Origin of the sequence: Streptomyces avidinii (genome assembly GCF_014650695.1) — a bacterium.
In the GTDB taxonomy this organism is placed as follows: Bacteria; Actinomycetota; Actinomycetes; order Streptomycetales; family Streptomycetaceae; genus Streptomyces; species Streptomyces avidinii.
On record NZ_BMVL01000006.1, the window covers coordinates 280,508 to 306,460 of the forward strand.

A 25,953-nucleotide genomic window follows, 5' to 3' on the forward strand; every position below is an offset into this window, starting at 1 on the left:
CATGACCACGGCCCCGAAGCCGATCGCCCTTCCCGTCACCGCCGTCACCTGCCTGGAGGACCGCGCCCACATCGAGCGCAGCGTCGTACTGGACCTGACGGCGGGGGTCCAGCGGCTGCGGCTCGGTCCGGTCAGCGCGCTGGCCGTCGACCGCACCCTGCACGCCGAGCTGACCGCCGACCGGCCCGCCACCGTGCTCGACGTGCGCATCGTGCGCACCTGGCAGCCGCGCGGGCCGCTGCCGTCCGCCGAGGACGACTCCGTCCTGCGCCTGCGCGTGCACGACCTCGAAGAGGAACAGCTCGCGCTGGGGCGGCAGCGCGAGCGGCTGCACGCCCGCCTCGACGTGCTCGGCCGGCTGGCGGCCGATCTGCTGCGGGAGATCGGCGAGGGATCCGGCCGCGGGGAGAGCGACCCTGCGCGCTGGGCCCGCGAGATGGACCGGGTGGACGGCGAGCGCGACACGTACGGTGATCAACTGCGCACCGTGGACACCCGGCTGGCCGCCCTCGCGGTCGAGCTCGGGGAGACCCGGCAGGCCATGGCCCTGGCCGAGACGGAGCCCGCCGAGCTGGTCGGCCATGTCGAACTGACCGTCGAAGCGGCGGCCGCCGGGCCGGCGCAGCTGCGCCTGAGCCACCTCAGCCCGTGCGCGCTGTGGCGACCCGCCTACCGGGCCGTGCTGGACGGGGACTCGCTGACGCTGGAGACCGACGCGATGGTCTGGCAGCGCACGGGCGAGGACTGGTCCGACGTACGGCTGACCCTGTCGACGGCCCGGTCCGCGCTGGCCACCGAGCCGCCTCGGCTGGGCGAGGACCGCCTCACGCTGGCCGATCGCACGGCGGCGGAGCGCCGCGCGGTCGATGTCGAGCTGCGCGAGGAGGAGATCGGGGACCTCGGTCCGGCCGCTCCCGTACTGGGCCTGCCCGGGGTGGACGACGGCGGGGAGGCACGTGTGCTGCACTCCCCCGTGCCGGTGTCCGTGCGCGGGGACGGCCGCGCCCACCGGGTGCCGCTGTCCGCGTTCACCACGGCCGCGGCCGGCGAGTACGCCTGCTCGCCCGAGCTGTCGCCGTTGGTCACCCGGGTGGTGTCCTTCGAGAACCGGTCCGGCCACGCGCTGCTCGCCGGGCCGGTCGACCTGGTCCGCGGCAGCGGATTCAGTGGCCGCGGCACGCTGGAGTTCGCTGCTCCCGGCGCTCCGGTCGAGCTCGCCTTCGGCAGCTGCGACGACCACCGGGTGGTCCGGCAAGCGGAGGAGACCCGGGAGTCGGCCGGATTCACCCAGCGGACCGTGGTCACCCGCACGGTGCGGCTGCACCTGTCGCGTTTCTCCGCCCCCGGGGACGAGGGCGAACGCGTGGTCGTCCTCCGGGAGCGGATCCCCGTCTCGGAGGTCTCGGCGGTGGAGGTGCGCCTGCGCAAGGAGGCCTGCTCGCCGGCGCCGGACGGGGTCGATGCCGAAGGCATCGTCCGCTGGGACGTCGCGCTCGCGCCGGGCGGCCACCGGACGGTCACCCTGGTCTACGAGCTGTCGGCGAGCGCCAAGGTCACCGGGCTGTGAGCGGGTCGGGCGTCATGATGCGGTCGACCTCGGCCTCGTAGAACAGGGCCGGGTCCAGGCCCATGCCGGTGAAGTGGCCCGCCAGCTCCAGGGACAGCACGCCGTGCAGGCGGCTCCAGAAGGTCAGGGCCAGGTGCAGCGCCGACGGCGGGGCGTCCGGGTGGCTCGCGGCCCACTCGCGGTGGTCCGCCAGGTGGCGGTCGAAGGGGTCCGGCTCCGCGGCCGGTCCGGCGGCGGCGGTGCAGGTCTCCAGCAGGACCGCCATCAGCTCCGTGGAGATCGCGGTGATGTCCTGCGGGGCGTGGTAGCCGGGGACCGGGGTGCCGTAGATGAGGAAGTAGCGGTGCGGGTCTTCCAGAGCCCAGCCCCGCAGCACCCGCGCCAGCCCGGCGAGGCCGGGCCGGCCCGCTCCCCCGCTGTCGGCGGCGATGAAGGCGTCGGCGAGGCTGCGGTAGGCATCGCGGATGAGCTCGGTGATCAGCTCGTCGCGATTGGCGAAGTACCGGTACAGCGCCGGTCCGCTCATACCCATCTGTTTGGCGATCGCGTTGAGGGACAGCGCGGAGGCGCCGGAGCCGGCGATCTGCTGCCAGGCCTTCTCCTTCACCTCCTCGCGCACCTGCTGCCGGTACCGCTCCCGGGGAGTCCTGGTCGTTCCGGTCATGCCCGCCGCCTCTCGCCGCCCAACATCGCCAGTTAGAACCTATCACCATCGGCAATACCGCTCGCGATCGCACAAACCATTCCCTTGACATCTTCGAGAGAGCCATTCACTCTGGTTATAGCCTCTAACAAACACAAGAGGCGCAAGCCATCCTCCTGGAGGTCATGATGACGAACACCGTCGAGCGGGTCGAGATCGTTCTGCCGGGCAAGGTGGAGCCGGAAGGCCTCCAGCTCCACCGCGGCCCCGTCCCGGCCCCGACGGCCGGCCAGGTGGTCGTCGCCATGGAGGCGACGGGCGTGTCCTTCGCCGAGCAGCAGATGCGGCGCGGCCGGTACTACGACCAGCCGCCGTTCCCCTTCGTCCCCGGATACGACCTGGTCGGCACGGTGCTGTCGGTGGGCGCGGGGGTGAGCCCGGCCCTGCTGGGCAAGCGCGTGGCCGCTCTGACGAAGACCGGCGGCTGGGCGAGCCACATCGCCCTCGCCGCCGCCGACGTGGTCGAGGTGCCCGAAGGTGTCAGCGCGGTGGACGCGGAGACCGCGGTCGTCAACGGCATCACCGCCTGGCAGATGCTCCACCGCAAGGCCCGGGTGCGCGCCGGCCAGACCGTACTGGTCCACGGGGCCAACGGCGGGGTCGGCTCGGTCCTGGTCCAGCTGGCGCTGGCCGCGGGCGCCCACGTGATCGGCACCGCCTCCACCCGCCACCACGACGCACTGCGCGCCCTCGGCGTGACCCCCATCGACTACCGGTCCGGCAACGTTGCCGCACGGGTCCGCTCCCTCGCACCCGGCGGGGTGGACGCGGTCTTCGACCACGTCGGCGGCGACGGCATCGTCGGCTCCTGGCGACTGCTGGCGCCCGGCGGCGCGCTCGTCTCCTACGGCAGCGCCGCAACCCGCGACGACGAGGGCTCCGGCGCGTGGCCGGTGCTCAGGCTGCTGGGCCGGGTGTGGGTGTGGAACGCCCTGCCCAACGGCCGCCGTGCGTACTTCTTCAACGTGTGGGCCGGGCGCGCCTACGCGAAGGACCGCTTCCGGGCGCGGCTGCGTTCCGACCTCTCCCAGGTGTTCTCGGCCCTGCAGCGCGGTGAGATCACGGCCAGGGTCGCGGCCGAGATCCCGCTGGCCCGCGCCGCCGAGGCGATGCGCCTCGCCGAGTCCGGCACGGTCGCCGGCAAGGTCGTCCTCGTCCCGTGACCCGGCCGTCGGGCCGGTCAGGAGAAGGGCAGCCTGTCGGGTTGACAGGTCGTGCCGGGCGGCGGGAGCGTGCCGTCGATGAAGTAGCGGCTCTCGTAGGTCTTGATGCAGGTGCTGGAGTTGTTGAAGAGTGCGGTGTGGCCGTACCCGTTGTTCGTGAGCAGGCGGGCGTCGGCCAGCTCCTTGACCATGGCCTGGGCGTCCGAGTGGGGCGTCGAGGGGTCGTACGTGGTGCCGATGACCAGGACGGGGTGCGCCGTGGGCCTGTCCCACGGGCCGTCGTACCGGTTGGCGGCGCGGGCCGGCCAGGTGGCGCACGGCTCGCCGGACCAGGTCCAGTACCGTCCGGCGTCGCCCGCACGCCGGGCACTGTCCTCTTCGAGGCCGCGGTAGACGGCGGGGTCGCGCGGGTTGGGACTGTCGGCGCACCACACGGCTGCCGCCTGCTCCTCCCCCAGGTACGGATTCGGTTGCGCAACAGGGGGCGGGGGCGGGTACTGGGGCGGCTTCGCGGTGCGGCCCTGCCAGAGGTCCTGGAGCCGGGCGGCGAGATCGGTCCAGCCCGGCCGGACGATGTACAGGCTGCCGACCGTGTCGGCGACGGCGGCGGCGTACGTCCACGGGCCCACCGGGTGCTCGCGCAGGCGCTGCATCAGCTGGTCGAACTTGTCGCGGGTGGCCTGCGGGCTGCCGGCCGAGAAGGCGCAGCGGGCGGTGCCGGCGGATCCGCAGAGGTCGAGGAACTTGTCGAGGGTGGCCGCCGCGGTGCGGTCCGAGCCCATCCGCAGGAGGGTCGTGGTGCGCGGTTCGCTCGGCGAGTCGTTGTTCGTCCACGCCAGCGGGTCGATGTTGCTGTCGAGGACCATGGCCCGGACCTTGTCGGGGAACAGGTTGGCGTAGGTGGCGCCCAGGATGGTGCCGTAGGAGACACCGAGGTAGTTGAGCTGCGACTCTCCCACCGCCCGACGGAGCAGGTCCAGGTCCTGCGCGGTGTCGGCGGTCGAGACATGGCGCAGGAGGGCGGGGTCGCGCTTCTCGCAGCGGCGGCCGAGGTCCTCGTACGCGTCGATCCAGGTCGCGCGCTCCTTGTCGCCCACCGGGAAGCCGACCGGTTTGTCCGCACCCCAGGTCTTCGCCTCCTCGAGGCTGTCGAAGCAGTTCACCGCCGTGCTGTTGCCGATCCCCCGCGGGTCCCAGCTCACGATGTCGAAGCGTTCCCGCAGCTCCTCGGGGAACGAGTCGTAGTTCTGCGGGACCTGCACCGTGCCGGGGCCGCCGGGTCCACCCGGGTTGACGAAGAGGGTGCCCACGCGCTTTTCGGGGTCCCCCGCCGTGCGCCGGACCACCGCGAGATCGATGGTGCGGCCGGCCGGATCGGCGTGGTCGAGCGGGACTTCGGCGGTGGCGCAGTCGTACGGGCTGCCGGGTTTGCAGGGACTCCAGTCCAGCCGGGGGACGGTCGCCGAGGGGGACGGCTCCGCGTGGGCGCCGAGTGGCGGCACGGTGAGCACCGCCGAGCAGATCGCTGCCGTGACGAGGGCCGCCGCGCGGCGGCGGCCGGACATCGGGCCGGGTCCGGGCATCCTTGCCCTCCTCCGCCTCACCTGTACGCACCCCTGCTTCAACCAAACCGCGATACGGTGGCGCGCGCGAGCCGGGGCCCACGGGCGGCCGGAGCCGGGGCGGCATCCGGCCGCTCCTGTCCGCAGGGCAGCGCAGCGGCGGAGTGCGCGCTATCCTCCGCGCCATGATTGACATGGACATGCAGCGATCGCGCTCGCGGCGCAGCCTGCGCCTCCTGGTGTGCCTCCTCCTGCTGGCCCTGCTGGGTACGGCGACCACGGCGGCCGCCGAACCCCGGGCCGGGGCCACCCCCACCGGGGCCACGGCCGGTACCCGCACGATCGACGCCGCGGCGGCAGCCGCCCCGACCGATGCCACGGCCGCCCGCTGGGGCGACCGGCGGCTCGACGAGGTCACCTTCCTCACCACCCACAACGCCTTCACCAACTACGAGGACTCGCGCTGGAGTTCGGTGAACCAGTCCGAGTCGGTGCGCGCCCAGCTCGACAACGGCGTCCGCGGCCTGAGCCTGGACACCCACTGGTACGAACGCAGCACCTGGCTGTGCATCATCAGCTTCGGCAGCGACTGCTACCCGAGCGACGTGTACCTGTGCCACGGGGACTGCAAGACCTTCGCCGGAGCCACGTACGCCCTGCCGCGGCAGTCCTTCCACGGCACGATGCAGACCGTGGTGGACTTCCTCGCCGCTCATCCGCAGGAGGTCGTGACCGTCTTCCTGGAGGACTACGTCGGCGCCGATCAGCTGCAGCAGTCCCTCGGCCGGGTCAGGGGCCTGCAGGAGCTGGTGTTCCGGCCCGACGAGTGGGGCGTACGGCAGCACGGCTGGCCGAAGGTGGCCGACCTCGTCACGGCGGGCAAGCGTCTGCTGATCTTCTCGGACCGGTCCGACCGCGAGCACCTGGGCGTCATGTACGACCGGTCCTGGACCGTGAGCAACTTCTGGAGCCTCGGCGACCTGGGCAATGACCTCACGTGCGTCAGCCGCTGGCCCGACGTGCCGCTGGACCGTCAAGAGCCCGGATTCCGGCGCCTGTTCACGATGAGTCACCACCGCAACGTGCCCACCGTCCTCACCGCGGCCCTGGACAACGGCAGCAAGCTGCGCAATCGCATCGCCGAGCAGTGCCGGACCGCCACCGGGGGCCGGGACCCGAACTTCGTCTCCGTCGACTTCCACCGTCTCTCGGACGGCAGCGGCCACACGCCCGCCTCGATCGTCGCGGAGCTGGGCGCGCGCCCCTGATACGTCCCTTCGGGCACCGACCGGGTGGATCGCCGCGTACGGCGCGGCTCGCCCGGTCGGTCAGCCGGCCCTGCGCGCGCCCAGCGCCCGCCGCTCGTCCTCGGTCAGACCGCCCCACACGCCGTAGGGCTCCTGTACGCGCAGCGCGTGGCTCAGGCACTCCGCCCGCACCGGGCACTGCGCGCAGACCTCCTTGGCCTCCTGGTCCCGCACCGAGCGGTCCTCGCCGCGCTCCCCCGCCGGGTGGAAGAACCGGTCCGTGCCGAGCTCCCGGCACGCCGCTTCCTCCTGCCACTGCCACAGGTGCTCCGCACGGCCCGGCAGGCGTGCCACCTTCGACATGTCCGCGCTCCTCTCGTCTCATCCACCTTGCGCACGTCCTCGGACTGCTTCCTCACGCGTCTGACCCGGGCGCCCGTTTCGAAACACCGTCCGCATACGACGGGGGGTCGACGGCCGGGGAGGTGGAAACCCGCGGCAGGGCGTAGGGGTGCTTCTCCGCCAGCCAGGTGACCAGCTCCTCGCGCACCGTGCAGCGCGCCGTCCACAGGTCGTCGGGGTCCTTCGCCGTGACGATGGCCCGCACCACGATGGTGGAGGCGGTCGTGTCGGTGACGGACAGGTCCCACCCCCGACCGTCCCACGCCTCGCAGCCGTCCAGGACCTCCTTGAGCTTTTCGCGCATCAGCGCCACGGGGGCGGTGTGGTCGCAGTGGAGGAACACCGTGCCGGTCATCTGGATCCCGCCGCGCGACCAGTTCTCGAACGGCCGCCCGGTGAAGTAGGAGACGGGCATGGTGATCCGGCGCTCGTCCCAGGTGCGCACGGCCAGGAAGGTGAGGGTGACCTCCTCGACCACGCCCCACTCACCGGCGACGACGACCGTGTCGCCGATGCGCACCATGTCCCCGAAGGCGATCTGGAAGCCGGCGAAGAGGTTGCCCAGCGTGGACTGGGCGGCGACGCCGGCGACGATGCCGATGATGCCGGCCGAGGCCAGCAGCGAGGTGCCTACGGCACGCAGGTCGGGGAAGGTCAGCAGCATCGCGGCGGCGGCCACCACGACGACCACGGCGGTGACGATCCTCATGATCAGCGTCACCTGGGTACGGACCCTGCGCAGGCGGGACGGGTCACGGGTGCCGAGCGCGTAGCGGGCGTACGAGGACTCGACCACGGCGGAGCTGACGAGGACGACGCACCACGCGCCCGCCCCGATCAGTACGAGCGTCAGGATCCGGCCCACGGCCGCCTCGTGATCGCGCAGCGGCTGCCACTCGATCTGCCGGTACACACCGCGCAGTACCGCGGTGAACAGCAGCACCCGGACCGAGGTACGGCAGCGGCGCAGCATGCCCCACAGCGGTGTCTCGGGATGGCGGGCGGCCGCACGCCGCAGCAGGAGGTCGGTGAGCCGGCTCACGACGAGGGTGAGCACGATCGAGCCGCCCAGGACGGCCAGCAGTCGCAGAAGGTTGTCCATGACTCCTCTGAGATGGGTCTCGGGAACGAAAAGGTCCGGGAGAACGGGGGACGGGCGTGACGGTGGGGGCGTCCGCAGCGCGAGCGTGGGTACAAGCGCACCACGACATAGCGGGACATCGGAGCCGAGGACGAGGTGAGGGCGTAGTGCGGACCATCGGAGCGGACACCGGCGAGCGCGCATCGGGCGACACGCGGGGGCCGGTGTTCCCCCAACGCCGTCGGCTCGCCCTGCGGGGCGCCCGCCGGCAGATCGCGCGGGGGCGCGCCTTCGCCCGCGAGGCGCTGGAGGACTGGGGTTGGGACGGTCGGACCACGTCGGAGGACGCGCTCCTGGTCGTGTCCGAACTCCTCACCAACGCCAATCTGCATGCCGACGGCTGCCACGAGCTCCTGCTCCGCGGCGGGGAGGCCTTCCGCGTCGAGGTGTACGACGGCCACGGCGACCTGCGGCGACTGGCGCCCGGGACGCCGCGGCTGCGCGCTCCGGGCACGCCGGGCGGGTACGGCCTGCTGCTCGTACGCAGGCTCGCCGACCGCTGGGGCGCCGAGACCATCGAGCAGGGCAAGGTCGTCTGGGCCGAGTTCGATGCCGATCGGCTGCGGTCGGACCGTCCGGGCCGGGCCTGACCGGCCCGGACGGTCCCCTCCGGTCAGTCCTGGAGGAGCTCCGCGCGCAGGGTGCCCAGGGTGCGGGTGAGCAGGCGGGACACCTGCATCTGGGAGAGGCCGATCTCCTCGCCGATCTCCGCCTGGGTCATCTCCTGGCCGAAGCGCAGCTCCAGGATGTGGGTGCAGCGTTCGTCCAGGTCGGCGAGCAGGGGCGCGAGCGCCTGCCGGTCCTCGACCGCCTCCAGGGCGGGGTCGACGTCGCCCATGGTCTCGGCGAGGCTACGGGTGGCCCGGACGGCCGTGGCCGCCTGGGTGCCGCCGGCCGCGTTGTCCTGGGGCACGTCGAGGGACTGGGTGGTGTAGCCGTTGGCCGCGACCAGGCCCTGACGGACCTCGTCCTCGGTGAGGTCCAGCCGCTCGGCGAGCTCCGCGGGGGTCGGCGCGTGGTCCGTCTCGGCGGTCAGCTCCTCCGTGGCCTTGGCGAGCTCCAGGCGCAGCTCCTGAAGGCGGCGCGGAACCCGTACGGCCCAGGTGGTGTCACGGAAGTGCCGCTTGATCTCGCCCGTGATGTACGGCAGGGCGAGCGTGGTGAGCTGCGTGTTCCGCTCGGGGTCGTAGCGGTCGATGGCCTTGATCAGGCCGATGATGCCGACCTGGATGATGTCCTCGTTCTCGGGTCCGCCGGGGCGGTCACGGAACGGGCGGGCGGCGAACTGCACCAGTGAGATGTTCATCTCGATGAGTGTGTTGCGCACGTACTGGTACTCGCGGGTGCCCTCTTCGAGGCTGTGCAGCCGTTCGAAGAAGAGACGTGTCAGCTCCCGGGCATCGCTGGTCGACAGCTCCCGTGGGCAGGGCACGTCCGGCAGCCCGCCCAGTCCGGGGGCGGCTTCGGCACCTGCGGCACCACCGTTGGTGGCGGTCGTCGGGGTCGTCGTGGGGGTCATGGCCTCGGCCGTGGCCGTGAAGGACATCGTCTTCGCTCCTTGGGCACGTGTGCTTGCGGTGCGTCTCGATAGCTCGGGTCGTGCGGAAGTCTGCCTCCGCTTCCCTGCACCTTGTCGGGGTCGAGGACAGACGTCAAGTAATACCGGAAAAACGGTTCGGGAATTGCTTTTCGTGAGTCATCCCTCAAGAATGACGGTGTGGAGAGCGAGCACACGGGTCACCGCCGCAACGGCTGGACCTTCCTGACGAACCACGCCCGGGTACTGATCGCCATCGCGCGCGACCCGGGCATCCGTCTGCGCGACATCGCGGTGGACTGCGGTCTCACCGAGCGCACCGTGCAGGCGATCGTCACCGACCTGCAGGCGGACGGGTACCTGACCAGGACCCGGGACGGCCGGCGCAACCGCTACGTGGTCGCACCCGGCGCCCGCTTCCGCCACCCGGCGGAGGCCGGCCACGAGATCGCCGGCCTGCTGGCCTATCTGGCCGGCCCGCTGAGCACACAGCCGACGGTGCCCACCGGCGAGGTGCGAGCCGACCAGGTGCGAGCCGACCAGGTGCGAGCGGGCGACGTGAGAAAAGACACGACGGACGACAGCGAGCCCCGCGCCGCGGTGTAGCCGCCGCCGGCGCCGGGGTCAGCCCCGGTGCGGGCGGGCCCGGAAGCGGGCGCGCGCCCCGGGCAGGAACATCGGGAACACGGCGGCCGCGGCGAGCAGCTCCGGGAGGCCGGCCAGGGCCGGGCCGATGCCGGGCTGCGTCCCGCTCATGCTCAGGTCGGTGGCCAGGAACAGCAGACCGCCGGCGCCCACGACACCGAGGACCGTACGGGCCCAGCCGCGGCCGGCCCTCATCCTGACCGCAACGGCCAGCCAGCCGGCCAGCATCACGAGCAGGACGCCGCCCGACAGCGCGAGTCGGCGGGCGGCGTCGTCCGCTCCGGCGTAGGCGGTCAGTTCACCCAGGCCGGTGGGCTCGATCACGAACGCGCCCAGCACCCAGTCCACGGCGGTCGCGGCGACGGCGGCGAGCGTGAGCCGCCACGCCATCTCGGCCCCCTTCGGGCGCACGCCCTTCGCCTCCCCGCCCGTGGTGCCGCTCATACGCGTCTCCCTCACCTACGCCGATGTCCCGTCCGTACGCCCTGAGAGAGGAAGAAGGAAGCCGTCCGGTTCCTCGGATCGATCATGCGGTGCGGCGGTACGTCCGGTCGCTGCTGTCGCCCGGCCCGCCCGATGCCACGGGTTGGCCGGGTGCTCAGGGCCGCCCCAACACCGGTCGCCCGAACACCGGTCGCCCGAACACCGGTCGACCGAACCGTACGGGGACCCCCGGCGAATAGAGCACGCTCACCGGCGGCCCCGCCGGGGCGGACAGACCGCCTGCGGCCACCAGGGTCTCGTCGCAGTCGAGCAGTTCGGCGCGGTGCAGCGGCCAACGGGGGTGCGCGTTCGGGAGGTACACCGGTCGGCCCCGGAACTCCGTGTGCATGCCCCAGCGAGCGGTCACGAAGTGCTCCAGGTCGGTCGGCTCCGCGACGCGCTCGCCGACCCGGACGGCGATCCGGCTGTGCGCGCCGCGCGGGCCGGGCCAGCGGCGGCGGCTGGCGTACGTCACCGTATCGCCTTCGTGACGGACCGTCATCCGGGACCACACGTACGGCAGTCGGAAGGCCGTCCGGCCGACGGCCACCGGAATCAGCCGGGAGGCGTCCAGCGAGCGGAAGACCACGGCGCGGCAGCCGTCGGCGTCGACCGAGTAGAGGCGGACGTTGGTCTCCGGGAAGGAGCCCAGGTAAGGAACGCCGGGCAGGCGGAACCAGCCGACCCGGTGCATCCGGAAGGCCACCAGGCCTACGTACGTGACCCCGTCCAGGGTGTCCGGCACGGTACCGGCCGGCAGCAACGGGGCGACGTCGGCGGGGTCGGCGGCCCAGTGCAGGAAGGCGAGGTCGAGCCAGGACTGGGTGAGCAGGGGCCGGTCCGCCGCGTGCGGCGGGTCGGCCGTTATCGGCTCGGGGGCGGCTGCGGGCGGCGGCGTCGGACGCATGCCGCCAGTATCCCCCTGCGCGTCCATCCCGAGGCGCTCGTGCCGGCGAGGGTGGTCCGGAGGGCCGGCCCGACTTGCCGGCCGGTGGCTCAGCGCCCTTGCTTTCGGGGAGAGTTGACGGGATGACGCGGCCAGGGCGCCGACGGCCCGCCCGAAGACGCTCGGCAGACGGTCGCAGGCGTGGCCCGGGCGGGCGGCTCGGCGGCGCCGGTGGCGACGGCAGGGAAGGCGCGCGCCCGGTGGGGCATCATCTCGGAGGGCCCCAACGGCGGGGCCACCGCGCGAAGGAGGCGACGCATGCTCGAGTGGAAACGGATCAGCCCGGGCATGCGCCCCGTGCCCACCCCGGCGGCGACCGGATCGGTCTGGGCCGCGGCGGCGGTCGCGGCCGTCGCCCTGGTCGCCGTGCTCAACTTCCTGGACGGCCCCGGCGACCCACTGATCGACCTCCTGGCGCTCTCCCTCGCCGTGGCGGTGGTGAGCACCGGCGCCCGCCTCACCGCCGCCCCGGGAACGGCCCTGCTCTGCTGGCTCGTCCTGAACGCCTATGCGAGCGCGCCCATCGGCCGGCTCACCTGGGACGCCCCCTACGACCTCGTACGCCTCGCCTGCCTCCTGGTGGCGGCGGGCACGGGCACCGTCGTCGCGCGGCTCACCAACGCGCGCGCCGCGCACCGCCGGCTCACCCCGTAGGAGAGGTCTTGCGCAGGACGCCTATCTTGTCGATGCGGTGCTCGGGGTTGCCCTGGGGGTCGCTCCAGTAGTTGCCCTCGGCGTGGTCCTCCGGCGTCGCACAGGTCGAGATGGTGATCATGGCCTGGGTGGGTGCCGCCCCCGGCGCCCCGGGCACCGCGGCGCGCTGTTCGCTCAGCGAGCGCTCCGACCGGAAGGACGTCTTTCGGGTGGCGGTGATCTCGTACGTGTACACCACCTCCCCCGCGGTCACGAGGACCGTGTCGCCCGGCTTCACGGAGGGCAGATCACCCAGGGGGCCGCCGGCCGACAGACGGTGCGCGGTGACCAGGAAGTTTCCCACCTGACCGGGCCCGACCCCGCCCCGCTTCCCGTACGGACTGGCCGCCACGCCGAGGTCCTGGATACGTGTCCCCGGGACGTCGTCGGTGGTGCCCTCGTACGGCAGAACGCGCAGCCCGGAGACACCCGCGGAGGGTATGGACAGCGTCGATTCCACGGATGCGGAGGCGGTGGCGACAGCAGGGGTGGGGACTGCGGCGGGGGTGACCGCCCGAGCGGGCGTGGAGGCCGCGGCAGCGGCGGGAGCCGCCGGGCCGGCGGCGACCGAGGGCGTGCACGCCACCAGCAGGGCGCTCACGGCACCGGCGAGCACGGCGGGGACGGCTCGGTACGGGAACGGCAGGGGCATGGGCGTTTTCCGTGTCGGTCGATCGGCCGGGGGATGCGGCAGGCGGGTGAGCCGATGCGCCCGGCCAGAGTGACATACGGAGCAAGAGGTCCATAAGGGCCCGACGCTGTGACCTCGACGGCACCGCACCGGAAGTCACGGGAACTTCCTTCCGCCCCGCCACGACTACCTCACCGGACGGAGTGCCGTCCCGGCTCCGGCACAGCATGATCGGCACCCCGTCCGTCTGGAACCGAGGACAAGAATCCGGAGTGACGATGACGGACCGGCCCCAGTACCCGACCCTTGCGATCACCACCCTGAAGCAGTGGGCTCCGCCCCCGGCTCTCGTCGGCTTCCTGGCACTCCTCATATGCATGTTCGCCGCGGCGTACGCAGTGGGCGCCTCCGCCGGGCCGGTGGCCCCCGGCATGCGGTCCGGCGAGATCGAGAGCCCGGCGTTCGACGGGGACCTGAGCCGGCCGCACGGACACAGCGGTGGCGCGAGCGGTACGGGCACGGGCGGCACGCGGTGACGGCCGAGCGCACGGAGGCGGGAGCAGAGGCGGAGGCTGTGGCGGTGGGCACCGATCTGGTCATCGGCGGGATGACCTGTGCGGCCTGTGTGAACCGGGTCGAGAAGAGGCTGGCCAGGATCGAGGGCGTACGCGCCACGGTCAACCTGGCCACCGGGCGGGCCCGGGTGAGCCATCCGCCGGAGGTCACCGCGCAGGACCTCGTCGCCGCGGTCGAGAGGGCGGGCTACACCGCCGAGCTGCCCGCGCCTCCCCGCCCGGTGGAGGACGGGACACCACCGGGCGGGGGCGGCTCCCCCGGCCGGGAGGAGTCGCAGCGGCTGCTGATCACCGCCCTGCTGTCCGTTCCCGTCCTGATCCTGTCGATGGTGCCCGCCCTGCAGTTCCGCAACTGGCAGTGGCTGTGCTTCGTCCTGGCCGCGCCGGTCGCCGTCTGGGGCGCGTGGTCGTTCCACTCCCGGGCCCTGCGGGGGCTGCGGCACGCGGCGGCGACGATGGACACCCTGGTGTCGCTGGGCGTCGTCGCCTCCTTCTCCTGGTCGGCGTACGCGCTGTTCCTGGGCGGGGCGGGTGATCCGGGGATGCGGATGCCGTTCAGCCTGCTGCCCTCGGCCGGCGGGGATGTGGCACACATCTATCTGGAGGCGGCCGTCGGTGTCCCGCTGTTCGTCCTGACCGGGCGTTTCCTCGAATCCCGGGCCCGCCGCGGCACGGGTGAGGCGCTGCGCTCGCTGGCCGGGCTGGCGGCCAAGGACGTCACCCTGTGGGAGGACGGCCACGAGCGGCTCCTCCCGATCGGGCAGTTGCGGGCGGGGCAGGAGTTCATCGTCCGGCCGGGCGAGCGGGTCGCGACGGACGGGGTGGTGGCCACCGGTGGTTCGGCCCTCGACCTCTCCCTGGTCACCGGTGAGAGCGAACCCGTCGAGGTGGGCCCCGGTGAGGCCGTGGTCGGCGGTGCCGTCAACGAGGGCGGCCTGCTGGTCGTCCGGGCCACCGCGGTCGGCTCGGACACCCAACTCGCCCGCATCACCCGCATGGTCACCGAGGCCCAGGCCGGAAAGGCACGGGCCCAGCGCCTGGCGGACACGGTGGCCGGTGTCTTCGTCCCGGTGGTGCTGGCCCTGGCCGCGACCGTTCTCGGCTTCTGGCTCGGTGCCGGGGCCGATCCGCAGGCAGCCGTCACGGCCTGTGTGGCCGTGCTCGTCGTGGCCTGTCCCTGCGCCCTGGGGCTGGCGACTCCCACCGCCCTGCTGGCGGCCACGGGCCGGGGCGCGCAGCTCGGTCTGCTGGTCAGCGGCCCTCGGGCGCTGGAGACGCTGCGCCGGGTCGACACCGTGGTCCTGGACAAGACCGGCACGCTGACGACCGGCCGGATGACCGTCGCGCGCGTCACGCCGGTGCCCGACGGGATCGGCCGGGAGCGGGCCCTGTGGCTGGCCGCGGCGGTGGAACAGGGTTCCGAGCACCCGCTGGGCCGGGCCGTGGTCGCATACTCCCGGCAGGAGGTGCGCCATCGGCCGCCCGGCGAGGTGAGCGGGTTCCGGTCCACCGCGGGTATCGGTGTGACCGGGGTGGTGGAGGGGCACCGCGTGGAGGTCCGCGCCGCCGGCGCCGACCTGCATCCGGCGCTGGACCGGGCGCTGGCCGAGGCGGAGGCGGTTGCCCACACGCCGGTCCTGGTCCGGGTGGACGGCGCCGACCAGGCCCTGATCTCCCTCGGGGACGTCCTGCGCCCGGGCAGCTACCGGGCCGTCGACCGGTTGCGGCGCCTGGGGGTGGAGCCGGTACTGGCCACGGGCGACCGCCGGGCCACCGCGGCGCGGGTGGCCGCCGCGCTCGGGATCACTGAGGTGCACGCCCAGTGTTCTCCGGAGGACAAGGCGCGACTGGTGAAGGAGCTGCGCGGGCAGGGGCGCCGGGTCGCGGTGATCGGTGACGGGGTGAACGACGCCGGCGCCCTGGCCGGCGCCGACCTCGGGATCGCCATGGGGAGCGGAACGGACGTGGCGATCGGCGCGGCGGACGTCACCCTGGTGCGCGGCGACATCGAGGCGGTGGCCGACGCCGTCCGGTTGGCGAGGCGGACCCTCGGCACGATCCGGGCCAACCTCGTCTGGGCCTTCGGTTACAACGTCGTCACCGTGCCGCTCGCCGCGGTGGGGTTGCTCAATCCGATGGTCGCGGCCGTCGCGATGTCGGCGAGTTCCCTGATGGTGGTGGGCAACAGCCTCCGGTTGCGTACCTGGCAGCCCGCGCCGTACTCCCGCCGGGCGGACACGAGCGGCCGGACGGGAGGTACCGGCCGATGACCCGGTCACCTTCGGAGCAGGACCCGGGCCGTTGGCGCCCGACCGGTCGGCGCGTGCGCGAGGGGGTGCGCGCCGCGGCCGTCCCGGTGGTCGCCTGGGCGGTGGCGCTGGCGGGCCTGACGATCTGGACCGCGTCCGGCGCGGCGGGCAGCCCGCCGCGGATCGCGGCCGGCAACGGCCGCGTCTTCCTCCCGTACGGCAACAGCCGTGACACGGCAGCCTTCTTCGACATCACCAACATCGGTGGAGCGGAGGACCAGTTGACGGGGGTGACGTCACCGGACATCGAGAAGGCACTGCTGAGCCGGCACCGGAGCTCCGGCTTCGGGGCGGACACCATGGAGATGACGGGATCGGTGCGGATCTCCGCGGGCGGAACGCTCGCCATGTCCCCCTTCGACGTGAGCGTCATGGCGCGAACGAGGACCGGCTGGGAGGCGGGCGACACGGTGCCGTTCGTCCTCCACTTCCGGCACAGCGCGCCGGTGAAGGTGTTTGCGGTGGTCGTCCGCCCCGGTGGCTGAGGTACGGCGGACTCGGGCCCGCCGACGTACGTCGGCCTCCCGGTCCGTACCGGCCGGTCCGCATCAACCCGGGCCGGCCGGGTAGCCGCGCAAGGAGCGAACGGCCCCCATACGAGCCGAGGTGACGACTGTGCCCATCCGTCCCGACGACCCCGTACCGCCCAATCCCACGCCGGCTCCCGGACCCGGCCCCGGGCCTGCACCCGGTCCGCTGCCGGGGCCCGTGCCCGCCCCGGGCCCCGATCCGGTACCGCCGGCGCCGCCCCAGCCCGAGCCCGATCCGCAGCCGACGCCCGCCCCGGGGCCCGATCCGCATCCGCAGCCCGGCCCCCTGCCCGGGCCGGTGCCGGCTCCCGAGCCCATCACCTGACGCCAGGCCTGCGGGGCCGGCGGCTCCCGGGAGGTTTCAAAGGCGCGGTCCGGGCTAGCAGCAGCCCATGACGAGACGGCAGGGAAACGATCCCGGCCAGCGTCCGGAGGCACATCGTGAGCAACCATCCTCTCGCTCCGCCGGGGTTCGCGACCGCGCCCGGAGTCCCCTTCCCCGGGGGCGACGGTCCCAACGGGAGCCTCCCGCACGACCACACCCAGGCGATCCTGGAGACCACCAAGCGCGTGGCCGCGCTCCTCAAGGCGTCCGGGCAGCCCTTCGCCCTCGCGGGCAGCGTGGCCGCGTTCGCGCACGGCGTGCCGGCCGGCTTCCAGCACGACACGGACTTCTGCGTCCGGCCCGAGGACGCGGACGCCGTGATCAAGGCGCTGGAGGACGGCGGCATAGCCATGCGCCGGGCCCCCGAGGACTGGCTGGTCAAGGGCCGGGCGGGCGGGGAGGAGATCGACCTGATCTTCGAGCTCGCCCGCCGTCCGGTGAATACCGCGCTGCTGGATCGGGCCGAGGTCCGGCCGGTGGACTCCGTCTGGATGCCGGTCCTGGCGCCCACGGACCTGATGGACGCCCGGCTCACCGCGCTCTGCGAGCACTACTGCGACTTCGGCGACCTGCTGCCGATGGCCCGGATGCTGCGGGAGCAGATCGACTGGGACCGGCTGAACCGCGCCCACCGGGCCGCACCGCTGCCGGACGCCTTCCTGTACCTGCTCGAACGGCTCCAGATCACCGATCCCTGGGAGGCGACGCCGTGACCTCGATCGACCTCATCGAATACCGCATCGAGCACCTGAGGGAGCGCCTGGCGGGCGAGGAGATCGCCGAGCTCGGCGTCCGCGTCGAGGCACGCGGTGCGGGCGTACTGATCCGGGGCAGCGTGAGCAGCGGTGAGTGCCGCGCGGAGGTCCTGCGCATCACGGAAGAGGAGCTCGCGGGCATCCCCTGGCGCGAGGACGTCACCGTGTGCTGCCCCGGTCCTCCCGACCGCTCGGAGGAACTGTCGTGATCCGCGTCGCGGCCGTCGGCGACATCCACCTCGGGCCCGGCAGCGAAGGGCTGTTGCGTCCCGCTTTCGAGACGCTCGAAGGCTGTGCGGACCTGTTGCTGCTCGCCGGCGACCTGACCCGGCACGGCACCCCGCAGGAGGCGCACGTGGTGGCCGAGGAGGTGGCCCGGCTCCCGGTCCCGGTGATCGCGGTGCTCGGCAACCACGACTACCAGAGCGACCGGCAGACGGCCGTGACGCGCGTACTGGCGGAGGCGGGGGTACGGGTCCTGGAGGGCGACGGCGTGCTGCTCGACGTGGACGGCACAAGGGTCGGGATCGCCGGGACGAAGGGCTTCGGCGGCGGTTTCGCGGGGCGCTGCGGCAGCGAGTTCGGCGAGCCCGAGATGAAGTCGTTCATCCGGTACACCCGTCGCTGCGCGGACGATCTCGCGGGAGCCCTGCGGGAGCTCGCCGAGGCGGGCAGCGACCTGCGGATCGCGCTGACCCACTTCTCCCCGGTGGCGGACACTCTGGCGGGCGAGCCCCCCGAGATCTATCCCTTCCTCGGAAGCTACCTGCTCGCGGAAGCGGTCGACGAGGCCGGCGCCGATCTCGCCGTCCACGGCCACGCCCACCTGGGCACGGAACACGGAACGACAGCGGGCGGGGTGCGCGTACGCAACGTCGCGATGCCGGTCATCGACCGGGCCTTCGCCGTCTACCACCTCGGGGCGAGGGAACCGATCGGCGACGAGGTCCTTCACAGAGGGTGACGTACGGCCACGAGCTGTACAGCTTGAACCGGAGGTGAGCGGGGTATGGGGCTTGAGGGAACTCCCAAGGAGGCCTCATGCCTACTACTCCGAGTGTCCGGGCCGCCCCCGCGCTACAACCGGACGCAGTGCCGGCCGCCGTTCCCGAGATCCCTGAGATCGCCGACCCGCAGTCGGTGAGCACGGCGGATGCCCACGACCTGTCGGTGACGCTCTTCCGGCGGCTGCACGCGCTGGAGGAGGGGACCGCGGAGTACTCGTACGTGCGCAACACCCTGGTCGAGCTGAACCTGAGCATGGTGAAGTACGCGGCCACCCGCGTCCGCCACTGCAGCGCACCGTGGGAAGACGTCATACAGGTCGGCACCATCGGCCTGATCAAGGCCATCAACCGGTTCGACCCGGAGCGCGGTTTCGAGTTCATGTCGTTCGCCCTCCCCACCATCGTGGGCGAGATCAAGCGGTACTTCCGCGACACCACCTGGGCCGTCCGCGTGCCGCGCCGGCTGCAGGAACTGCGCATCGATCTGGCCAAGGCGAACGACGCCCTGGAGCAGGAGCTCGGGCACGCCCCCAGTGCGCAGGAGCTCGCCGAGCGGCTGGGCATCACCGCGGAGGAGGTCTGCGAGGGCCGTGTCGCGGCCAATGGGTTCACCAGCCTCTCCCTCGACCTGCCCGTGACGGAGGAGGACGACGCCCCCGGCACGCTGGCCCGCAGCCTCGGCACCGAGGAAACGCGCTTCGAGACGGTCGAGGACCTGGAATCGCTCAAACCGCTGCTCCGGGAACTGACCGAACGGGACCGGACGATCCTGGCCCTCCGCTTCGGCGAGGAGCTGACCCAGGCCGAGATCGGCGAGCGTCTGGGCATGTCGCAGATGCATGTCTCCCGGCTGCTGGGCCGCATCCTGGGCCGGCTGCGGGAGGGACTGCTCGCCGAGGAACCCGAGGAACCGCAGGCCGATCCGGCTTGAGGCGCTCAGCCTTCCGCACGGGACAGACAGGTATATTGCGCTGGAACCCGGGCAGGTGCAGATGAGCACGACGGAAGGGTGATGCCGGATGGTGCCGGAAGCGGAAAGAGAACGCTTCACCGTCGCGGTGGAGGCCGTGGACGGAGCCGTCGTCCTCGCGCTCGCGGGAGAACTTGACCACGACACGGCGCAGCCCCTGCGGGATGCCCTCGACGCGGCACTCACCCCGGGCCGTCGGGTCCTGGTGGACCTGGCCGGGCTCGGATTCTGCGACTCCACCGGGCTGAACGTACTGCTGAACAGTCGGCTCGCGGCGCAGGAGGCGGGTGCCGCTCTGGAACTGGTCGGTCTGCACGGGCCCGTGGCCCGCATGTTCCGGATCACCGGTGCGGACGGCGTGTTCCCCATCCACCCCGATGTGGGGCAAGCCCTGCGGACGACGCGCGGCGGAGGGGCCTGAGCACCATGGACCAGCGCGGGCCGTCGGACCGGACCTGGAGCCTGAGGCTGTCCGGAACCACCGACGTCGTCTCGCGCAGCCGCGACTTCACCCGCCGGGCCCTGATCGCCTGGCACTGGCTCCCGGGCGTGGGGGACAACGGTCGCGAGGCCGCCGAGGACGTGCTCCTGCTGGTGTCGGAGGTGGTGGCCAATGCCTGCCTGCACGGTGGAGGCCCTCGCGCACTCGTCCTCGACTGCTCGGCCGAGCGTCTGCGGATCGAGGTCACGGACGGCAACCCGGCCCCACCGGTGCGCGTGCCGGCCCGCGGGCCGAACGCGCGCGAACAGCCGGGCGGGCACGGGCTGCTGATCGTGGAACGCCTGGCGCGGCGCTGGGGTTCCGAGTCCGGGTCGGACGGCAAGCGCGTCTGGTGCGAGGTGGCGTGGCCGCCGGGCATACGCCTTCCCGGGCAGGCATGAAGGTGAGCGGGCCTACCGCGCGAGAGGGCTGCTGCCGAGGTGTTCCAGCAGGTCCGCCGGGTCCCCGTAGACGGCTCGGGCACCGGCCTCCGCGAGGTCGGCACGCGGTACGCCGCCGCAGAGCAGTCCGACACCGGTGACCCCGGCCCGTACGGCGGCTTTCATGTCCCAGACGCTGTCGCCGACGAATACGGCGCGGCTCGCCGCCGCCCCGGCCAGATCGAGGGCATGGTGCACCGGGTCGGGTGCCGGTTTGCCCTCGGTCACGTCGTCGGAACTCGCCGTGGCGGTGAGGGCGTCGTCGGCGTCGATCGCCCTCTTCAGGGCCTCCAGCTCCCTGCTGTTCGCGGAGGTGACGAGCACGACCCGCCATCCACTCCGGTCGAGTTCGCGCAGCAGGTCCGCGGCGCGGTCGAAGCTCGGCAGCCGGTCGAAGTACGTGCCGTACAGGGTGTCGTGCGCGGTGCTCAGGGTGTCGTCCTCGCTCTTGTCGCGGTCATCGCCGAGCAGCTGCGCGATCAGGTCGTCGCCCGGCAGACCGAGCGCGCGGTGCACGCGATGCATGGGCACCGTGTGACCGGCCTGCCGCAGCGCCTCCCACCAGCACGTCACGTGCAGGTGGTTGGTGTCGGCGAGTGTTCCGTCGACGTCGAAGAGTGCGGCTCGGTTCATGATGCGGATCAGCCTCCGTGATGGGGCGTGCCCGCCGCTCCCCCGGTCCTCGGGAGCGGCGGGCACGGTGGTCGGCCGTGGGCACGGTGGTCAGCCGCCGAACTCCTTGACGAGAGCCGCACAGAAGGCGTCCAGGTCGCCCGGTTTGCGGCTGGTGACCAGCGTCGCGGGCTGCGCATGGCAGACCTGCACCGTCTCGTCCACCCAGGTGCCGCCCGCGTTGCGGATGTCGGTGGCCAGGCTGGGCCAGGAGGTCAGGGTCCGACCGCGGACGGCGTCCGCCTCCACCAGCAGCCAGGGCGCGTGGCAGATCGCAGCCACGGGCTTCGCCGACGCGATGAAGTCCCGGGTGAAGTCCACGGCCAGGCGGTTCATCCGCAGCGCGTCGGGGTTGGCGACGCCGCCGGGCAGGACGAGGGCGTCGAAACTCTCGGCCGTGTGGCTCGAGAGGACCCGGTCGACGGGGTGCGTGCCCGCCCTGTCCAGGTGGCGGAAGGCCTGGATGCGGCCCGGTTCGGTGGACACCAGCTGCGGGTTCCAGCCGGCTTCGAGCACAACCTTCCACGGTTCGGTGAGTTCGATCTCCTCGACGCCCTCGGGCGCCGTCAGAAAGGCGATGCGCACAGCGCTCACATCCTTCGGTTGCCGTCGTGTGCGGTGGTCGGGTCGGTCGGGTCGGTCGGCTCAGTCCGGGGGCTCCGGTACCGGCGGGGGCTTGCCGGGAGCGGGGCCCGGGGGCTCCGGTTCGGGCGGTTTCGGTCCCGGGTCGGCCGGGCGGGGGTCCCGTGGCACCGGATCCGGCGAGGTGGGTGTGGGTCCGGGCCCCTCGGGCTCCGGTTCGGTGGTCCGTTCCGTACGGTTCACCCTTCTGCTCCTTCGTGCGGTGGCGGGTACATCCTGCGCCTGCCCGAACGGGCGCGCGTCAAGCCGGTTCGAGCTCTCCGGCCCGGAGGTGCTGTTTCAGGGTCGTTTTCGGGGTAAATGGGCTATATGACCGCTACTGAGCCGCGCATCCTTCCGGCCGGCGCCCCGGGCCTCCGCCCGGGCCCGGCGCTCTCCGCCACCGGCGGGCCGGTGGTGTCTACCGTGGGCGTCGAGGAGGAGTTCCTTCTCGTCGACCGGCTGACCGGGGCTCCCGTGCCACGCGCCGGCCCGGTGATCCGGGAGGCTTCGTACCTGCTGGGGGATCTGGTGCAGTCGGAGTTCTACCGCTGCATGATCGAGACCTGCACCCGGCCCACGCGCGACGCCACCGATCTACGGGCTCAGCTCCACCGCCTCCGGGCCACCGTCGCCGACGCGGCGCGTGCCTCGCACTGCCTGCTCGTCGCCTCCGGCACCCCCGTGGTGCCGCCGACGGCGCCGATCCCGGTGACCGACACACCGCGTTACCGCCGCATGGCCCGGCACTTCGGCGCCCTCGTCGACGGCAGGCTGGGCATCGTGTGCGGATGCCACGTCCACGTGGGCACCGCCGACCGCGCCCAGGCCCTGTTCCTGGCCAACCACGTGCGCCCCTGGCTCCCCGCCCTCCAGGCGCTCGCCGTGAACTCGCCGTTCGCGGGCGGACTGGACACCGGCTTCTCCAGCTGGCGGGCCCTGGAATTCGGCCGCTGGCCCACCGCGGGCCCGGCCCCGCTGCTGGACCCGGCCTCGTACGAGGAGACGGCGGAGGCCCTGGTGGCATCCGGCGTCCTCATGGACCGCCGGATGATCTACTGGTTCGCGCGCCCGTCGGAACACCAGCCGACGATCGAGTTCCGCGTGACGGACACCAATGCCGACCTCGACACCACCCTCCTCGTCGCCCTGCTGCTGCGCGGCTTGTGCGCCACGCTCCTCGCGCGGGCCGACGAGGACCGGCCGCCGCCCGGCATCTCCGTCGCGCGGCTGTCCGACGCGCACCGGTGCGCGGCACGGTACGGCGCCGCCGGTGTCGCCCTCGACCCGTTCACAGGCGATTACGTACCGGCCCGGGCCCTGATCGACGCCCTGGTCAGGGCGGCCGGTCCAGGGCTACGGGCGGCGGGGGACGAGGCGGAGGTCGACCGGCTGCTCGACGCGCTCCGCAGGAAGGGCACGGGGGCCGACCGCCAGCGTGCCGCACTCCGGCGCGCGGGCCGGCTGCGGTACGTGGTCGACGAGCTGGCGCACCTGACCATCAGCGCCTGAGGCCGGTCGGGGTGGGCTGCAGGGCGCCTCCGGCCGCGGGGTAGGCCCGGGTGAGCCATTGCGCGGTCGCAGCGATCAGGGGCGAGAGGGAGAAGTCTGCGGACACGGGCTGACCATCCGGACCAGTGGGTGAGGGGATCGGATCGTCACGATAGCGAGCCGATCAGCCGAAATGGAATGTTCGGGCCTTGACGGTGGCCTTGGCCACACGCCCCCGGCACTCCCCCGCCCGCCCTGCCCCTGCCCCTGCCCCTGCTCTGTCCTGCCCCCGCCGCACCGCCACCGCGGGCCCGCTACCGCAGGCCGATCTCCTCGCAGGCAGCCTTGATCCGGTCGGTGCAGATCGCGGCAATCGTGAAGATGCCGTCATCGACCACGGTGGACTTGACGTTGTTCCTGGTCACCGCGACACCGGGGACGAGCACCGACGGCACGCGCTTGGTGGTCGGGCTGTCCACGATCTGGTTGATGAGTCCGTCGATCTTCTGCCCCTTGGCAAGGGCGTAGGCCATCTCCGCTGCGGCCGCGGCCTCCGGGGCGTAGCTCTTGTAGACCGTCATGTACTGCTCGCCCGCGACGATGCGCTGCACACCGGCGAGTTCGGCGTCCTGGCCGGTGACGGGCGGAAGCGGGGAGACACCGGCCGCCTTGAGGGCGGTGATGATGCCGCCGGCCATGCCGTCGTTGGCCGAGTAGACGCCCGCGATCCGGCCCTTACCGAGCGCCGAGAGGGCGGCCGTCATGCTGGCGCCGGCGTTCTCCGGCTTCCACTCGACGGTGTCGTACTCCTTGCCGACGTTCACCTTGCCGTCCAGGACGGAGTGCGCACCGGACTTGAACTGCTTGGCGTTCGGGTCGGTGAGCGAACCGTTCACCATGACGATCTGGCCGTCCCTGGCCTTGTCACCCAGCGCGTCCAGCAGCGCCTTGCCCTGGACCCGGCCCACGTCCTCGTTGTCGAAGGAGGTGTAGGCGTCGATGGGGCCTTCCGCCAGCCGGTCGTAGGCGATGACCGGGATTCCCGCGTCCTTGGCCCGCTTGACCGCTCCCGCGATCGCCTTGGAATCCACGGCGTCGATGATCAAAGCGTTCACCTTGGCGGTGATCATTGCATCGACCTGAGTGTTCTGGGCGGTCGCATCCTGCTTGGCATTGGCATAAACCACTTTGCCCCGGCCGCGGGTGAGTTTGGCGATCTCCTTCTCGATCAGCGGCTTGTCAAAGTTCTCGTAACGCGCGGTCTGGTCCTCCGGAAGCAGCAGACCGACCTTGATCGCGTCGTCCTTGACAGAGCCGCCCGGTCTTCCGTCGGCGTCCTCCCCGCTGCCGCAGGCGGTGAGCGAGACGGTCATCGCCGAAGCTGCGACAACAACGGCGGCACGACCCAGATATGTGTTCACGACGTAAACCTCCCTGACGAGGCCGTGTCCTTGCGGCCGAGGTAGAGGCAGTCAACTCGGCACTGACACCCTCGTCAAGAAGTGAATTGTTAACGTGATGGCAACGTTGCCATCACTGTGCGCATTCGCACATTCAGGCCTTTCAGTGGCAATCCACCATCATTGATTCCCCTGCAACGATTCAACTTATGAATCGAAAGCTCAGCCGGTCGATACCGGCCGAACCCGGACCCGTGAGGCGGGCTCCTGATGGCCGCCGCTCGCGATCATGCGCACGTCGCCCTGGTCGCTGATCTCCGCCTGGACGATGCCGGTTTCGTCGGCGTAGATCGGGTGGCCGCCGGGTCCGGACCGGTCGGTGCGGTGCACGAGGACCGTTTCCTCTCCACCCGGTGCCGCATGCTCGGGGGCGACGAAAACCAGTTCGTACGTGCTGTCCCGTCCCATTGCGGCCTCCTCTGCGCCCGACACCTTCGGGGCGACTGGTTCCACCGGCGGGCGAATGCCCTTTCCGTCCCATTATCGGGCAGAGCACGGCTGCCGCCCGCGCGGCACCCCGAGTCCGGCAGAACACCAGAACCATCTGCGCGAGCGTGTCCGAAGAAACGGTGCGAGCGGCTGTTACGAGGCCCTGAACCCGTTCGGCGCAGGGCCGGAACATGTCGCGGGGCAACGACCTCCCGACAGACGGGCCCCCGACGCCGGGCCTGCCAAGGCCTGCCGCACCTCTCCCCGCCTTGCGCGTCAGCGTGGAGTTGACATGTGTCCACTACAAGGGACAGTCACCGAAAGGTCCGCATTTTGCAACACGCCCCGAATTGGTGGCTTTTGATGGCACTTGAGGGCCAGAGTGTGGCTCCTCGGCAGGACGCCGGGAACTGTTCGAAGCCCACCCGCCTCACTCGAGCCGGGCAGGGCTGCTGTCTGTTGAAGGGGTCATCTTCATGTCTGCTTCTCTCGCCACCCGCCGGGTCGTTGCCGCATTCCTGGCCGCAGGCGCCCTGGTCGGCGCCGCTGCCCTCCCGGCCACCGCTGACGACCACCGGCGCGACCGCGACCACCGGGCCCCGCAGTCCTCGATCGTGATCAGCGACGTCCAGTACGGCAGCGGCGGCCGCGACCGCTCCGCCCAGGCGCTCAACCGGGAATGGGTCGAGGTGAAGAACACCGGCCGCCACGGCGTCAACCTGCGCGGCTTCACCCTCACCGACCGCCAGGGCAACCGCTACCGCTTCGCCGACTTCCGCCTCGACGGCCGCTCCAGCGTCAAGGTCCACACGGGCCAGGGCCGCGACACCCGCCGCGACGTCTACCAGGACCGCCGCCACCAGATCTGGGACGAGCGCGACACCGCCACCCTGCGCGACAACCGCGGCAACGTCGTCGACAGCGACTCCTGGAACGGCCGCCGGCACCACCGCAACGGCTGACCCGGCCGTCCGTCGTGCCCGCACCCCCGCGCGAGGCGGGGGTGCGGGCACGCCCGTGTTCCAGGACACGGCGCGATAATCGGCGGCGACTGTCAGTGGTGGGTGGCAGGATCAACGGCGGTGATCCGACCACCTACAGGGGGCAG

General features: G+C 72.3%; 29 protein-coding genes. 17 read left to right on the forward strand and 12 right to left on the reverse strand.

What is annotated here, in order from left to right; genetic code table 11:
- Position 1 precedes the first annotated feature (1 nt).
- On the forward strand, positions 2 to 1,567 hold the full coding sequence (locus IE257_RS17700; protein ID WP_189969683.1) for a mucoidy inhibitor MuiA family protein: 1,566 nt from the start codon (positions 2 to 4) through the stop codon (positions 1,565 to 1,567).
- On the opposite strand, the gene IE257_RS17705 is transcribed toward IE257_RS17700, so the two are convergent.
- Positions 1,554 to 2,231: a TetR/AcrR family transcriptional regulator gene (locus tag IE257_RS17705; protein WP_189969685.1), complete on the reverse strand. Its 678-nt coding sequence runs from the start codon at positions 2,229 to 2,231 to the stop codon at positions 1,554 to 1,556. The two genes, IE257_RS17700 and IE257_RS17705, sit on opposite strands and share 14 nt — an antisense overlap.
- Before the next feature lie 164 nt (positions 2,232 to 2,395).
- Here IE257_RS17705 and IE257_RS17710 point away from each other — a divergent pair, with 164 nt between their 5' ends.
- A complete protein-coding gene (locus tag IE257_RS17710) occupies positions 2,396 to 3,433 on the forward strand; it encodes a medium chain dehydrogenase/reductase family protein (RefSeq protein ID WP_189969686.1) in 1,038 nt (345 codons plus the stop codon).
- Between the two features lie 17 nt (positions 3,434 to 3,450).
- Here the strand turns inward: IE257_RS17710 and IE257_RS17715 are convergent, their stop codons facing one another.
- Positions 3,451 to 5,016 (reverse strand): alpha/beta fold hydrolase, encoded by a 1,566-nt coding sequence (locus IE257_RS17715; protein WP_189969688.1) that lies wholly within the window; start codon positions 5,014 to 5,016, stop codon positions 3,451 to 3,453.
- 164 nt (positions 5,017 to 5,180) lie between these two features.
- Here IE257_RS17715 and IE257_RS17720 point away from each other — a divergent pair, with 164 nt between their 5' ends.
- The gene (locus IE257_RS17720; RefSeq protein ID WP_189969690.1) at positions 5,181 to 6,263 is read left to right on the forward strand and encodes a PI-PLC domain-containing protein; all 1,083 of its coding nucleotides are present in this window, start codon (positions 5,181 to 5,183) and stop codon (positions 6,261 to 6,263) included.
- 60 nt (positions 6,264 to 6,323) lie between these two features.
- On the opposite strand, the gene IE257_RS17725 is transcribed toward IE257_RS17720, so the two are convergent.
- Positions 6,324 to 6,605 carry a WhiB family transcriptional regulator gene (locus IE257_RS17725; protein WP_189969692.1) on the reverse strand — a complete coding sequence of 94 codons (282 nt, stop codon included), beginning with the start codon at positions 6,603 to 6,605 and terminating at the stop codon, positions 6,324 to 6,326.
- 52 nt (positions 6,606 to 6,657) lie between these two features.
- A complete protein-coding gene (locus IE257_RS17730) occupies positions 6,658 to 7,746 on the reverse strand; it encodes a mechanosensitive ion channel family protein (protein WP_189969694.1) in 1,089 nt (362 codons plus the stop codon).
- Between the two features lie 146 nt (positions 7,747 to 7,892).
- Between IE257_RS17730 and IE257_RS17735 the strand changes: the two genes are divergently transcribed.
- The gene (locus tag IE257_RS17735; RefSeq protein ID WP_229920456.1) at positions 7,893 to 8,375 is read left to right on the forward strand and encodes an ATP-binding protein; all 483 of its coding nucleotides are present in this window, start codon (positions 7,893 to 7,895) and stop codon (positions 8,373 to 8,375) included.
- A gap of 23 nt (positions 8,376 to 8,398) precedes the next feature.
- Here the strand turns inward: IE257_RS17735 and IE257_RS17740 are convergent, their stop codons facing one another.
- Positions 8,399 to 9,331, reverse strand: a complete 933-nt coding sequence (locus tag IE257_RS17740) for a SigB/SigF/SigG family RNA polymerase sigma factor (protein WP_229920457.1) — start codon at positions 9,329 to 9,331, stop codon at positions 8,399 to 8,401.
- 171 nt (positions 9,332 to 9,502) lie between these two features.
- Between IE257_RS17740 and IE257_RS17745 the strand changes: the two genes are divergently transcribed.
- Entirely contained in the window at positions 9,503 to 9,928 is a 426-nt protein-coding gene (locus IE257_RS17745) for a helix-turn-helix transcriptional regulator (RefSeq protein WP_189969696.1), read from the forward strand.
- Positions 9,929 to 9,946: 18 nt separating this feature from the next.
- On the opposite strand, the gene IE257_RS17750 is transcribed toward IE257_RS17745, so the two are convergent.
- Both IE257_RS17750 and IE257_RS17755 read right to left on the reverse strand, forming a co-directional pair.
- Positions 9,947 to 10,411: a hypothetical protein gene (locus tag IE257_RS17750; protein ID WP_189969698.1), complete on the reverse strand. Its 465-nt coding sequence runs from the start codon at positions 10,409 to 10,411 to the stop codon at positions 9,947 to 9,949.
- Between the two features lie 154 nt (positions 10,412 to 10,565).
- Positions 10,566 to 11,357 carry a YqjF family protein gene (locus IE257_RS17755; RefSeq protein ID WP_189969700.1) on the reverse strand — a complete coding sequence of 264 codons (792 nt, stop codon included), beginning with the start codon at positions 11,355 to 11,357 and terminating at the stop codon, positions 10,566 to 10,568.
- A gap of 297 nt (positions 11,358 to 11,654) precedes the next feature.
- On the opposite strand from IE257_RS17755, the gene IE257_RS17760 reads away from it, so the two are divergent.
- Entirely contained in the window at positions 11,655 to 12,050 is a 396-nt protein-coding gene (locus IE257_RS17760; protein WP_189969702.1) for a hypothetical protein, read from the forward strand.
- Here the strand turns inward: IE257_RS17760 and IE257_RS17765 are convergent.
- Positions 12,040 to 12,741: a class E sortase gene (locus tag IE257_RS17765; RefSeq protein WP_189969704.1), complete on the reverse strand. Its 702-nt coding sequence runs from the start codon at positions 12,739 to 12,741 to the stop codon at positions 12,040 to 12,042. The genes IE257_RS17760 and IE257_RS17765 overlap by 11 nt on opposite strands.
- A gap of 257 nt (positions 12,742 to 12,998) precedes the next feature.
- On the opposite strand from IE257_RS17765, the gene IE257_RS17770 reads away from it, so the two are divergent.
- From IE257_RS17770 to IE257_RS17810, 9 genes are all read left to right on the forward strand, one after another.
- Complete coding sequence (locus IE257_RS17770) at positions 12,999 to 13,256, forward strand: hypothetical protein (protein WP_189969706.1); 258 nt, start codon at positions 12,999 to 13,001, stop codon at positions 13,254 to 13,256.
- Between the two features lie 71 nt (positions 13,257 to 13,327).
- Complete coding sequence (locus IE257_RS17775) at positions 13,328 to 15,565, forward strand: heavy metal translocating P-type ATPase (protein ID WP_189970166.1); 2,238 nt, start codon at positions 13,328 to 13,330, stop codon at positions 15,563 to 15,565.
- Entirely contained in the window at positions 15,562 to 16,089 is a 528-nt protein-coding gene (locus IE257_RS17780) for a copper chaperone PCu(A)C (RefSeq protein ID WP_189969708.1), read from the forward strand. The genes IE257_RS17775 and IE257_RS17780 overlap by 4 nt, the downstream gene beginning before the upstream one ends.
- Before the next feature lie 486 nt (positions 16,090 to 16,575).
- Complete coding sequence (locus IE257_RS17785; RefSeq protein WP_229920458.1) at positions 16,576 to 17,232, forward strand: nucleotidyltransferase family protein; 657 nt, start codon at positions 16,576 to 16,578, stop codon at positions 17,230 to 17,232.
- Positions 17,229 to 17,483: a hypothetical protein gene (locus IE257_RS17790; RefSeq protein ID WP_189969710.1), complete on the forward strand. Its 255-nt coding sequence runs from the start codon at positions 17,229 to 17,231 to the stop codon at positions 17,481 to 17,483. The genes IE257_RS17785 and IE257_RS17790 overlap by 4 nt, the downstream gene beginning before the upstream one ends.
- On the forward strand, positions 17,480 to 18,238 hold the full coding sequence (locus tag IE257_RS17795) for a metallophosphoesterase family protein (protein WP_189969712.1): 759 nt from the start codon (positions 17,480 to 17,482) through the stop codon (positions 18,236 to 18,238). Before IE257_RS17790 ends, IE257_RS17795 begins: the two co-directional genes overlap by 4 nt.
- Before the next feature lie 77 nt (positions 18,239 to 18,315).
- Positions 18,316 to 19,212: a SigB/SigF/SigG family RNA polymerase sigma factor gene (locus IE257_RS17800; RefSeq protein WP_189969714.1), complete on the forward strand. Its 897-nt coding sequence runs from the start codon at positions 18,316 to 18,318 to the stop codon at positions 19,210 to 19,212.
- Positions 19,213 to 19,300: 88 nt separating this feature from the next.
- Positions 19,301 to 19,672: an STAS domain-containing protein gene (locus IE257_RS17805; RefSeq protein ID WP_189969716.1), complete on the forward strand. Its 372-nt coding sequence runs from the start codon at positions 19,301 to 19,303 to the stop codon at positions 19,670 to 19,672.
- A 5-nt stretch (positions 19,673 to 19,677) separates the two neighbouring features.
- Positions 19,678 to 20,133: an ATP-binding protein gene (locus IE257_RS17810; RefSeq protein WP_189969718.1), complete on the forward strand. Its 456-nt coding sequence runs from the start codon at positions 19,678 to 19,680 to the stop codon at positions 20,131 to 20,133.
- Between the two features lie 12 nt (positions 20,134 to 20,145).
- Here the strand turns inward: IE257_RS17810 and IE257_RS17815 are convergent, their stop codons facing one another.
- Together IE257_RS17815 and IE257_RS17820 are read right to left on the reverse strand one after the other, a co-directional pair.
- A complete protein-coding gene (locus tag IE257_RS17815) occupies positions 20,146 to 20,805 on the reverse strand; it encodes an HAD family hydrolase (RefSeq protein ID WP_189969720.1) in 660 nt (219 codons plus the stop codon).
- Between the two features lie 90 nt (positions 20,806 to 20,895).
- Positions 20,896 to 21,429, reverse strand: coding sequence for a type 1 glutamine amidotransferase domain-containing protein (locus IE257_RS17820; protein WP_189969722.1), 534 nt, complete (start codon positions 21,427 to 21,429; stop codon positions 20,896 to 20,898).
- Positions 21,430 to 21,795: 366 nt separating this feature from the next.
- On the opposite strand from IE257_RS17820, the gene IE257_RS17825 reads away from it, so the two are divergent.
- A complete protein-coding gene (locus IE257_RS17825; protein WP_189969724.1) occupies positions 21,796 to 22,977 on the forward strand; it encodes a carboxylate-amine ligase in 1,182 nt (393 codons plus the stop codon).
- 293 nt (positions 22,978 to 23,270) lie between these two features.
- On the opposite strand, the gene IE257_RS17830 is transcribed toward IE257_RS17825, so the two are convergent.
- The gene (locus tag IE257_RS17830) at positions 23,271 to 24,377 is read right to left on the reverse strand and encodes a sugar ABC transporter substrate-binding protein (RefSeq protein WP_229920459.1); all 1,107 of its coding nucleotides are present in this window, start codon (positions 24,375 to 24,377) and stop codon (positions 23,271 to 23,273) included.
- A gap of 201 nt (positions 24,378 to 24,578) precedes the next feature.
- Entirely contained in the window at positions 24,579 to 24,824 is a 246-nt protein-coding gene (locus IE257_RS17835; RefSeq protein ID WP_189969726.1) for a DUF6296 family protein, read from the reverse strand.
- Between the two features lie 497 nt (positions 24,825 to 25,321).
- Between IE257_RS17835 and IE257_RS17840 the strand changes: the two genes are divergently transcribed.
- Positions 25,322 to 25,807 (forward strand): lamin tail domain-containing protein, encoded by a 486-nt coding sequence (locus IE257_RS17840; RefSeq protein WP_189969728.1) that lies wholly within the window; start codon positions 25,322 to 25,324, stop codon positions 25,805 to 25,807.
- The last annotated feature ends 146 nt before the right edge of the window (positions 25,808 to 25,953 follow it).

Excerpts from the sequence above, each read along its gene's own strand:
- IE257_RS17700 (WP_189969683.1), top strand. The coding sequence starts at position 2 with ATGACCACGGCCCCGAAGCCGATCGCCCTTCCCGTCACCGCCGTCACC.
- IE257_RS17705 (WP_189969685.1), bottom strand. The coding sequence starts at position 2,231 with ATGACCGGAACGACCAGGACTCCCCGGGAGCGGTACCGGCAGCAGGTG.
- IE257_RS17710 (WP_189969686.1), top strand. The coding sequence starts at position 2,396 with ATGATGACGAACACCGTCGAGCGGGTCGAGATCGTTCTGCCGGGCAAG.
- IE257_RS17715 (WP_189969688.1), bottom strand. The coding sequence starts at position 5,016 with ATGCCCGGACCCGGCCCGATGTCCGGCCGCCGCCGCGCGGCGGCCCTC.
- IE257_RS17720 (WP_189969690.1), top strand. The coding sequence starts at position 5,181 with ATGATTGACATGGACATGCAGCGATCGCGCTCGCGGCGCAGCCTGCGC.
- IE257_RS17725 (WP_189969692.1), bottom strand. The coding sequence starts at position 6,605 with ATGTCGAAGGTGGCACGCCTGCCGGGCCGTGCGGAGCACCTGTGGCAG.
- IE257_RS17730 (WP_189969694.1), bottom strand. The coding sequence starts at position 7,746 with ATGGACAACCTTCTGCGACTGCTGGCCGTCCTGGGCGGCTCGATCGTG.
- IE257_RS17740 (WP_229920457.1), bottom strand. The coding sequence starts at position 9,331 with ATGTCCTTCACGGCCACGGCCGAGGCCATGACCCCCACGACGACCCCG.
- IE257_RS17750 (WP_189969698.1), bottom strand. The coding sequence starts at position 10,411 with ATGAGCGGCACCACGGGCGGGGAGGCGAAGGGCGTGCGCCCGAAGGGG.
- IE257_RS17755 (WP_189969700.1), bottom strand. The coding sequence starts at position 11,357 with ATGCGTCCGACGCCGCCGCCCGCAGCCGCCCCCGAGCCGATAACGGCC.
- IE257_RS17760 (WP_189969702.1), top strand. The coding sequence starts at position 11,655 with ATGCTCGAGTGGAAACGGATCAGCCCGGGCATGCGCCCCGTGCCCACC.
- IE257_RS17765 (WP_189969704.1), bottom strand. The coding sequence starts at position 12,741 with ATGCCCCTGCCGTTCCCGTACCGAGCCGTCCCCGCCGTGCTCGCCGGT.
- IE257_RS17770 (WP_189969706.1), top strand. The coding sequence starts at position 12,999 with ATGACGGACCGGCCCCAGTACCCGACCCTTGCGATCACCACCCTGAAG.
- IE257_RS17775 (WP_189970166.1), top strand. The coding sequence starts at position 13,328 with ATGACCTGTGCGGCCTGTGTGAACCGGGTCGAGAAGAGGCTGGCCAGG.
- IE257_RS17780 (WP_189969708.1), top strand. The coding sequence starts at position 15,562 with ATGACCCGGTCACCTTCGGAGCAGGACCCGGGCCGTTGGCGCCCGACC.
- IE257_RS17800 (WP_189969714.1), top strand. The coding sequence starts at position 18,316 with ATGCCTACTACTCCGAGTGTCCGGGCCGCCCCCGCGCTACAACCGGAC.
- IE257_RS17805 (WP_189969716.1), top strand. The coding sequence starts at position 19,301 with ATGGTGCCGGAAGCGGAAAGAGAACGCTTCACCGTCGCGGTGGAGGCC.
- IE257_RS17810 (WP_189969718.1), top strand. The coding sequence starts at position 19,678 with ATGGACCAGCGCGGGCCGTCGGACCGGACCTGGAGCCTGAGGCTGTCC.
- IE257_RS17815 (WP_189969720.1), bottom strand. The coding sequence starts at position 20,805 with ATGAACCGAGCCGCACTCTTCGACGTCGACGGAACACTCGCCGACACC.
- IE257_RS17825 (WP_189969724.1), top strand. The coding sequence starts at position 21,796 with ATGACCGCTACTGAGCCGCGCATCCTTCCGGCCGGCGCCCCGGGCCTC.
- IE257_RS17835 (WP_189969726.1), bottom strand. The coding sequence starts at position 24,824 with ATGGGACGGGACAGCACGTACGAACTGGTTTTCGTCGCCCCCGAGCAT.
- IE257_RS17840 (WP_189969728.1), top strand. The coding sequence starts at position 25,322 with ATGTCTGCTTCTCTCGCCACCCGCCGGGTCGTTGCCGCATTCCTGGCC.